Origin of the sequence: Corallococcus sp. CA049B (assembly GCF_003611685.1) — a bacterium.
Taxonomy (GTDB): domain Bacteria; phylum Myxococcota; class Myxococcia; order Myxococcales; family Myxococcaceae; genus Corallococcus; species Corallococcus coralloides.
Genome location: NZ_RAWC01000306.1, coordinates 1 through 8,264 on the forward strand (window position 1 = coordinate 1; position 8,264 = coordinate 8,264).

Sequence of the window (8,264 nt, forward strand, 5' to 3'; positions counted from 1 at the left end):
GCCCCAAGCCTCCGGAAGCGCCCGCCGCCCCGGCTCAGGCCCCCGTGCAGCAGATGGTGCAGCGGCTGCCCGTGGCGCCCGGCCTGGGCCACCAGGCGGACCTGCCGGACGTGAAGGCCCCCTCGCTGGAGAACCTGAACATCCGCGTGCCCCAGGGCGAGGACCTCACGGAAGAGGACCTGCTGGAGCGCTTCCACGAGCTGGCCCGCGCGAAGGCGCAGGTCCGCGAGCGCGCGGAAGGCGAAGCGCTGGCCATGGGCGACGACGTCCGGCTGGACATCCTGGGCTACGCCAACGGCCGCCTCATCCCGCTGAGCACCCGCATGGGCTACTGGATGGAGCTGGCCCCCCAGGTGATGCTGCCCGGCTTCGCGGAGGTCATCGCGGAGGCCAGCGTGGGCGACAGCGTGGAGGTGGGGCTGGTGCTGCCGGACAACTACCCGGCGGAGCAGCTGCGCGGCATGCCGGCGCGCTTCCTGGTGGACGTGCGCGGCGCGCGCCAGGTGAGCATGCCCGACACGGAGTCGGACGCGTTCCTCCAGCAGCTGGGCCGCGGCTCCACGCATGAAGAGGTCATGAGCTCCATCGTGGAGGAGATGGAGGGCGAGATGGCCGACATGCTCTGGGTGGACGCGCGCAACCGGGTGCTGGACGAAATCGTCGCCCGCACCGACGTCACCGTGCCCAAGTCGCTGGTGGACGAGGAGATCCGCCGCCGCTGGCTCCAGGCGGAGGGCGAGATCCTGGCGCAGAAGTTCTTCAGCCTGGAGGAGCAGCAGGAGGCGCTGGACGGCTGGCTGCACCACCCGGGCATCCGCGACGACGTGGAGCGCCGCCTCAAGATTGCCCTGGTGCTGCGCGCCATCGCGCAGCGGGACAAGCTCCAGCTCACGCCGCAGTACGCGCTGGAGCTGCTCAAGGAGTCCTCGGAGCCCTTCGGCATCACCGAGGCGCAGCTGCGCGAGTCCATGCTGGACCCGACCGCGTCCGCGCAGATGATGGACGTCGCCTGGCACCTGCTCGCCGTGGAGCACGTGATGACGCAGGCGAAGGTGACCTTCGAGGGCGCCGAGGCGGGGCTCGCTTAAGGGCTGACAGTCCCCCTGCCCTGCTCCGGAGCCCGGGCGGCTACCCCGCCGGGTTCTGGGGCGCGGGCGGCTCTTGCCCGGGCGCGAGGAAGGCCCCCGTCGCGGGGTCTATCTGCCAGGCCGAGTACTGGTGCGTGAGCACGTCGCGCACCTGCCCCTGCTCGTAGCAGACCGAGTACACGACGAAGACCTCGTTCACGAAGTTGGGCCGGCCGTAGCGGTAGCAGTCCTGCCCGCCCTGCTTCTGGAGCGTGAGCGGGTGGCCCAGCAGGCCCCCGACCTCCTGGGTCGTCATCCCCGCGCGCAGCACCTTGATGCCGTGCGGCGTGACGACGGAGAAGGACGTCCCGTTCGCGCGCCAGAGCGTGAAGAAGCCCAGGGCGAGCACCACGGGCACCGCCGCGGCCACGAACCAGGTGAAGGTGAAGAGGCTGGACTTCTTCTTGGACCCTTCGCGGAAGGCCGTGAACAGGGCGTCCGGGGAGGTGTCCGCCGGGGCACCGTCCGGAGTGACCGGAAAGGAGGGATGGGGAGTGCTCACCCTTCTTGAATGCCGTCAGTGCCCGCCGGATTCAAGCGATGGACTGCCGGGGAGTCCACAGCCCGCACGCCTCGCCGTCCACTGCCGGGGTCGTCCAGGGTGGGATACGCCCGGATGTCCGGTTCCAGGCCAGGCGTGCGAGTTCACAATCGGCGCGGTGCGGGACTGCTAGAGGGCACACCCTGAGAAACATCTCCAGGAGTCACACGTCATGGCGAAGCGCGCGGCCGCCAAAGGTACCCCCCAGAAGCTCGTGGACCGGGATGTCGTCCCCCCGGGCACGGAGATGCCGGACAGCGACCTGTTCTTCAACCGGGAGCTGTCGTGGCTGGCCTTCAACGACCGGGTGCTGCAGCTAGCCGAGGCGCCGGAGATGCCGCTGATGGAGCGGCTGAAGTTCACCTCCATCTACGCGCGCAACCTGGATGAGTTCTTCATGATCCGCGTGGCGCGGCTGCACGAGCAGCTCGCCGCGCGCGTGGGCCGCCTGGTGCCGGACGGCGCGTCCCCGGGCGACACGCTGGACAAGCTGCACACGGGCATCCTGGAGCAGGGCCGGCGCCACGCGGACTGCTTCGAGAAGGTCCTGCGCCCCGCGCTGGCGGAGAAGGGGCTGCGCATCCTGTCCATGAAGGAGCTGGACGCGGATCAACGCGCGCAGGTGGAGCAGCGCTTCCGGGATCAGATCTTCCCCGTGCTCACGCCGCTGGCCATCGGGCTGGGGCGGCACTTCCCGTACATCTCCAACCTGTCCCTGAGCCTCGCGGTGCTCCTGCGCGACCCGGTGGCGGAGGAGGAGAGCGTGGCGCGGGTGAAGGTGCCCAAGGAGATTCTCCCCCGCTTCGTGCCGCTCAAGGGGGGCGCGCTCTTCGTGCCGCTGGAGGAGATCATCGCGCAGCACCTGGGGGACCTGTTCCCCGGGATGGAGGTCCTCAACTGGAGCCTGTTCCGCGTGACGCGCGACGCGGACTACACCGTGTCCGAGGACGCGGAGGACCTGCTCAAGGCGGTGGAGACGGAGCTCAGCCAGCGCCGCTTCGGGGACGTCATCCGCCTGGAGATCCAGGCGGGGATGAACGCGAAGCTGCTGGAGCCGCTGGTGGAGGCGCTGACGCTGGAGCCCCGGCAGGTGTACGAGGAGCACGGCCTGCTGGACCTGGCGGACGTGATGTCGCTGGCGATGACGCCGGGCTTCTCCGAGCTGCGCGACCCGCCCTGGACACCGGTGACGCAGGCGCGGCTGCGCACGGACAACGAGTCCGCGGACGGCGGGGGCACGGTGATGTCCGCGATGCGCCGGGGCGACCTGCTGGTGCACCACCCCTACGAGTCCTTCACCTCCTCCGTGGAGCGCTTCGTGAGCGAGGCGGTGGAGGACCCGGACGTGCTGGCGCTGAAGCAGACGGTGTACCGCACGTCGGACAGCTCCCCGCTGGTGCCCGCGCTCATCCGCGCGACGGAGCACGGCAAGCAGGCGGTGTGCATGGTGGAGCTGAAGGCGAGATTCGACGAGCGCACCAACATCCGCTGGGCGAACGCGCTGGAAGAGGCGGGCGTGCACGTCGTGTATGGGATTCCCAGCCTGAAGACGCACGCGAAGGCCATCCTCATCGTGCGGCGCGAGGGCGAGCGGGTGCGGCACTACGTGCACATCGGCACGGGCAACTACAACCCGAAGACGGCGCGGCTCTACACGGACCTGGGGTTGTTCACCACGGACCCGGACATTGGCGCGGACGTGGCGGACGTCTTCAACTTCCTCACCGGCTTCGGCCGGCCGCGCTCCTTCCGCAAGCTGCTGGTGGCGCCGCTGACCATGCGGGAGGGGCTGATGGAGGAGATCAAGAAGACCCAGGCGGCGCACACGCCGGAGGCGCCCGCGCGCATCATGATGAAGATGAACGCGCTGGTGGACCCGGGCATCATCCGCGCGCTCTACGACGCGTCCCGCGCGGGCGTGCGCGTGGACCTCAACGTGCGCGGCATCTGCTGCCTGAGGCCGGGCGTGCCGGGCGTGTCGGAGCACATCCGGGTGGTGTCCAACCTGGGCCGCTTCCTGGAGCACCCGCGCATCTACGCCTTCGAGCGGGGCGTGACGTCGCGGTGCTACATCGGGTCCGCGGACATGATGCCGCGCAACCTGGACCACCGCGTGGAAATCCTGGCGCCGGTGGAGGACCCCACCCTGGCCGCGCAGGTGAAGGACGTGGTGGAGCGCTGCATGGTGGACACCAGCGGCGCGTGGGAGCTGGGCTCGGACGGCACGTGGCGGCGGCGCACCGCCACCCTGTCCAACGACAAGCGCTCCGCCCAGGGGGAGCTCATGGAGCGCGCCATCCGCATGGTCCATATGCAGAGCGGGCGCCCCGTGGCCTGAAGCGGCCCCCTACGGCTCCCATTGGAAATCTTCAGCCCCGCTCGCCCAGGGCGCTGCGCGCGGCGTCCTCGCGGCGGTGGGCCTCCACCTCCGGGACCTCCTCCCAGCGGATCCACCCGGCGCGCGCCGCGTGCCTCGCGGCGGCCACCGTGTCGTCCACTGCGACCAGCTCACTGCCCGCGTCGCGGATGTCCTTCGCGATGGCCTCCATCTCCTCGCCGCGCTTGGAGCCCCCCGGCACGTTGCGGATGTAGACGCAGCGGATGCGGTCCGGGTACTCGCGCACGATGGTGCGGTAGTGCTCCGCGTCCTCCTGGCCGCTGTCCCCAATCAGCACGAAGGGCAGATGCGACAGCGTCTCCAGCACGCCGCGAATCTTGTCCAGCTTGTGCCCGTGCCCCCCGCCCGGCGCGAAGCCATGCCGTGACAGGCCCCAGTCGCGCAACAGCAGCGGGCCAATGGGGATGCGGTGGATGGCGAGGAACTCGTCCAGGTGCTCGTAGAGGTTCCACGGGCTGCTGGACACGTAGAAGATGGGGTTGTCCGCCCCGCCGCTCGCGCCCGCCTGGAGCGCCGCGTAGAACGCGTCCACGCCCGGGAAGGGCAGCCGCCCCCGGTGCTCCGTGAGGAACAGCGCCCACGCGCGCTTGAGCGGATCCGTCACCCCCGTGGCGATGACCGTGTCGTCGATGTCGCTGATGACGCCCAGCTCCGCGCTCGTCCCCGCCACCCGCACCGGCGCGGTCACGCGCGGCACGCCTTCCGCCTCCGGCGACAGCAGCTCCAGCTCCACCATGTGCCAGCCGGAGCGCACGCCTTCAGGGGGCGGCACCCACAGCTCCAGGAAGCCCTCCTCGTCCGTCACGCCCTCCCAGCGCTTGTCCCCCCAGCGCACCGCCACGTGCGCGCTGGAAATCTCGCGCGTCATGTAGCGCTTGTAGGAGGCCACGGCGCTGCTCCACAGCGTGTGGCGCTGGCGCTGGGGCGTCACCTTGCGCTCCTCCAGCACGCGCGCCTTGATGACCACGCGCTCCGGGGTGCCGTAGCCCCGGTACGGCAGGATGCGCAGCGGCGGGGCGATGCCCAGCCCCTTGCGCACGCGGCGGCTCAGCACGTCGTAGTGGGCATCCGCCTTGACGGCGAAACGGAACAGCAGCGGGTACAGGTCGGGCATGGCGGGTGCGCGCGAGTCTACCGTCCCCTCCGTCAATCGTGGCGGCCCAACGTCCGGTCCAGGTTGTATGCGGCGCTGATGAGCGACAGGTGCGTGAGCGCCTGCGGGAAGTTGCCCATCGCCTCGCCGGACATGCCCGTCTGCTCCGCGTACAGCCCCAGGTGGTTCGCGTAGCCCTGCATCCGCTCGAAGATGAGCCGCGCCTCGTCCAGGAGGTCCGGCCGCACGGGGCTCGCGCGCGTCATCGCCTCCACCAGCCAGAAGCTGCACAGGTTGAAGGTGCCTTCGCTGCCCTCAATCCCATCCAGCTTCGTGTCCGTGTCGTAGCGGAACACCAGGCCGTCCGACGTCAGGCCCCCGTCCCGCGGCGGCTTGCGGATGACGTCCAGCGTGGAGAGCATCCGCGGATCCACCGGCGACAGGAAGAACACCAGCGGCATCAGGAGGTTCGCCGCGTCCAGCGCGTCATGCCCGTAGGCCTGGATGAAGGCGCCCTTCTCCTTGCACCAGCCCTTGTCCATGATCTCCTCGAAGATGGCGTCGCGCGTCTTCAGCCACTTCGCCCGGTCCGCCGGCAGGCTGCGCTTGTCCGCGAGCCGGATGGCCCGGTCCACCGCCACCCAGCACATCAGCTTCGAATAGACGAAGTGCCGGCGCGAGCCGCGGATCTCCCAGATGCCCTCGTCCTCCCGCTGCCAGTGGTCGCACAGCCAATCCACCAGCCGCCGCAGGTGGGTCCAGAAGTCATACGAGATGGGCACCGCGTACTTGTTGGACAGGTACACGGAGTCCATCAGCTCCCCGTAGATGTCCAGCTGGAGCTGGTCCGCCGCCGCGTTGCCAATGCGCACCGGCCGCGCGCCGCCATAGCCGCGCAGGTGGAGCAGCTGCTGCTCGTCCGGCACCCGGGTGCCGTCCAGACGGAACATCAGGGGCAGCGGCCCGTCTCCATTCTCCGCGCAGCGCGCCTCCACCCAGCGCATGAACGCGGCGGCCTCCTCGTTGAAGCCGATGCGGATGAACGCGTAGACGGTGAAGGCCGCGTCGCGCAGCCAGCAGAAGCGGTAGTCCCAGTTGCGCGTGCCGCCGGGGGACTCCGGCAGGCTGCACGTGGGCGCCGCGATGATGGCCCCGGACGGCTCGAAGGTCATCAGCTTCAGGGCCAGCGCCGAGCGCTGCACCATCTCCCGCCACCGCCCCGTGTACTTGCACCTGGACAGCCAGTGGCGCCAGTAGTCCACCGTGTCGCGGAAGAGCTTCTCCGCGGAGTCGTGCGTGTGCAGGTGGTGGTGGCAGCCCTCCACGCCGCCCTCGCGCAGGGTGAAGACCGCGGACTGGCTCTCCTGCAGCGTGAAGTGCGCGACGACGCCGTTCTTCTCCTGCTTCAGCGGGATGGGCGTCACCAGCTGCATGCTCAGCGTCCGGGAGATGAAGGCCGCGCCGCCCTTCACCACGTGCGTCTCATGCTCGTCCCGGGCGTAGTTGAACGCCGGGAAGCACTCCATGCGGAAGGACATCTCCCCGCGCACCACGCGGATGCGCCGCAGCACCTCGCGCCCCTCCGCCCTCGCCCCCTTGCCCAGGGGCATCAGGTCGATGAGCTCTCCCACGCCGTTCGGCGTGTAGAAGCGCGTCACCAGCACGTTGGTGTCCGGCCAGTAGAACTGCCGCTTCATCACCCCGTCCGGCTCCGGGGACACGCGCCAGTACCCGCCCTTCTCCGGGTCCAGCAGCGCCGCGAAGATGCTGGGGCTGTCGAAGTGCGGATAGCACAGCCAGTCGATGGTGCCCTCGTTGCCCACCAGCGCCACCGTGCGCAGGTCGCCGATGATGCCGTGGTCCTCGATGGCGATGCCGCCCTTCAGGTCCTCGTGGTGGGGGTTCACCGGGCATGCTCCTGGAACGAGATGACGTGCTTGATGCCGCCCTTGGCCTCCACCACCTTCGCGAACTCCGACGGCGGGTGGCGCTGGGTGATGAGCGCCTCCAGCCTCCCGGGCCACTTCGCGCGGAAGCGGGCCAGGTCCTCCAGCGCTTCACGGAAGTCGCTGTCCGACGCGTTCACCGTGCCGAACATCACCCGGTTGCCCAGGACGAGCTGCCCCAGCACCTGGTCACCTTGCAGCTCCAGCGGCTCCTCGCGTCCGGGCACGCCGGTGAAGATGAGCACGCCGTTCTCCTCCAGCACCTGGAGCGAGTCGAAGGCCACCTTCGACGCCCCCGTCGCCTCGTAGATGACGTCCACGCCGCCCAGCTGCTTCTTCAAGGCCCCCACCGTCACCTCCTTGGAGGAGATGTACGGGGCGCCCATCGCCTCGGCGGCGGCGGCCTTCTCATTGGGCTTGGGGCTGCGCGAGTACACCGTCACGTCGAAGCCCGCGCGCATCAGCGCCATGGCGCCCAACTGCGCCACCGGCCCCGCGCCCAGCACCAGCGCCTTGCCGGGGTTCAGCTTCCACGGCAGGCGGGACTGGATGTGCGCCACCTCGCGCAGGCCCTTCTCCGCGATGGTGAGCGGCTCGGTGAGCACGGCCACGCCGCGCAAGGAGTCCTCCGCCTTGTGCAGGTAGGCCGCGTCCTCCACGAAGTGCTCCGCGCAGAAGCCGTGCGCGCCCTGGATGCCGCGCTCCGTGTAGTCCCCCGTCACGCAGAAGTCCGGGTGGCCGTGACTGCACGCGGGGCAGCGCGTGTGCGGACAGGGCCTGCGCACCCGGGGCACCACCAGGTCCCCCGGCTTCAGGCCCTGCACGTGCGCGCCCACCTCCATCACCTCGCCCAGGCACTCGTGGCCCAGGATGAGGTGGTCCTCTCCCTTGGGCGCCGCGCCGTGCTGGCCCTTGAGGATGTCCTGGTCGGTGCCGCACACGCCCACCTCCAGCGTGCGCACCTTGACCTGGGTGGGCGAGTGCAGCCGCGGTTCGGGAACGTCGAGGACGCGCACCTCGCGCGAGGGGAACATGACGGCCACGGCCTTCATGGATGGAGGACTCCTTCCGGGCGAAGTGCTGAATGTCCCAGGACAAGGGGTGCGGACTTGGGACCCATGTCGCAAGTGCCCGTCCGCCGCCCCGTGTTTCCCCACCC

6 protein-coding genes are annotated in these 8,264 nt (G+C 70.0%); 2 read left to right on the forward strand and 4 right to left on the reverse strand.

Going from position 1 to position 8,264, the window contains the following annotated elements:
* A partial coding sequence (locus tag D7W82_RS36720; RefSeq protein ID WP_233588158.1) for a peptidylprolyl isomerase occupies positions 1-1,088 on the forward strand: 1,088 nt, incomplete at its 5' end.
* A gap of 40 nt (positions 1,089-1,128) precedes the next feature.
* Here D7W82_RS36720 and D7W82_RS36725 read toward each other — a convergent pair.
* Positions 1,129-1,629 (reverse strand): hypothetical protein, encoded by a 501-nt coding sequence (locus D7W82_RS36725; protein WP_120622747.1) that lies wholly within the window; start codon positions 1,627-1,629, stop codon positions 1,129-1,131.
* Between the two features lie 211 nt (positions 1,630-1,840).
* On the opposite strand from D7W82_RS36725, the gene ppk1 reads away from it, so the two are divergent.
* Complete coding sequence (gene ppk1, locus D7W82_RS36730) at positions 1,841-4,006, forward strand: polyphosphate kinase 1 (protein ID WP_120622748.1); 2,166 nt, start codon at positions 1,841-1,843, stop codon at positions 4,004-4,006.
* Positions 4,007-4,037: 31 nt separating this feature from the next.
* Here the strand turns inward: ppk1 and D7W82_RS36735 are convergent, their stop codons facing one another.
* Genes D7W82_RS36735 through D7W82_RS36745 form a run of 3 tightly spaced genes read right to left on the reverse strand, consistent with a single transcriptional unit; the run spans position 4,038 to position 8,157 of the window.
* Positions 4,038-5,180 carry an App1 family protein gene (locus D7W82_RS36735; RefSeq protein ID WP_120622749.1) on the reverse strand — a complete coding sequence of 381 codons (1,143 nt, stop codon included), beginning with the start codon at positions 5,178-5,180 and terminating at the stop codon, positions 4,038-4,040.
* A 32-nt stretch (positions 5,181-5,212) separates the two neighbouring features.
* Positions 5,213-7,066 (reverse strand): glycoside hydrolase family 15 protein, encoded by a 1,854-nt coding sequence (locus D7W82_RS36740; RefSeq protein WP_120622750.1) that lies wholly within the window; start codon positions 7,064-7,066, stop codon positions 5,213-5,215.
* Positions 7,063-8,157: a glucose 1-dehydrogenase gene (locus tag D7W82_RS36745; protein WP_120622751.1), complete on the reverse strand. Its 1,095-nt coding sequence runs from the start codon at positions 8,155-8,157 to the stop codon at positions 7,063-7,065. The genes D7W82_RS36740 and D7W82_RS36745 overlap by 4 nt, the downstream gene beginning before the upstream one ends.
* Between the last annotated feature and the right edge of the window lie 107 nt (positions 8,158-8,264).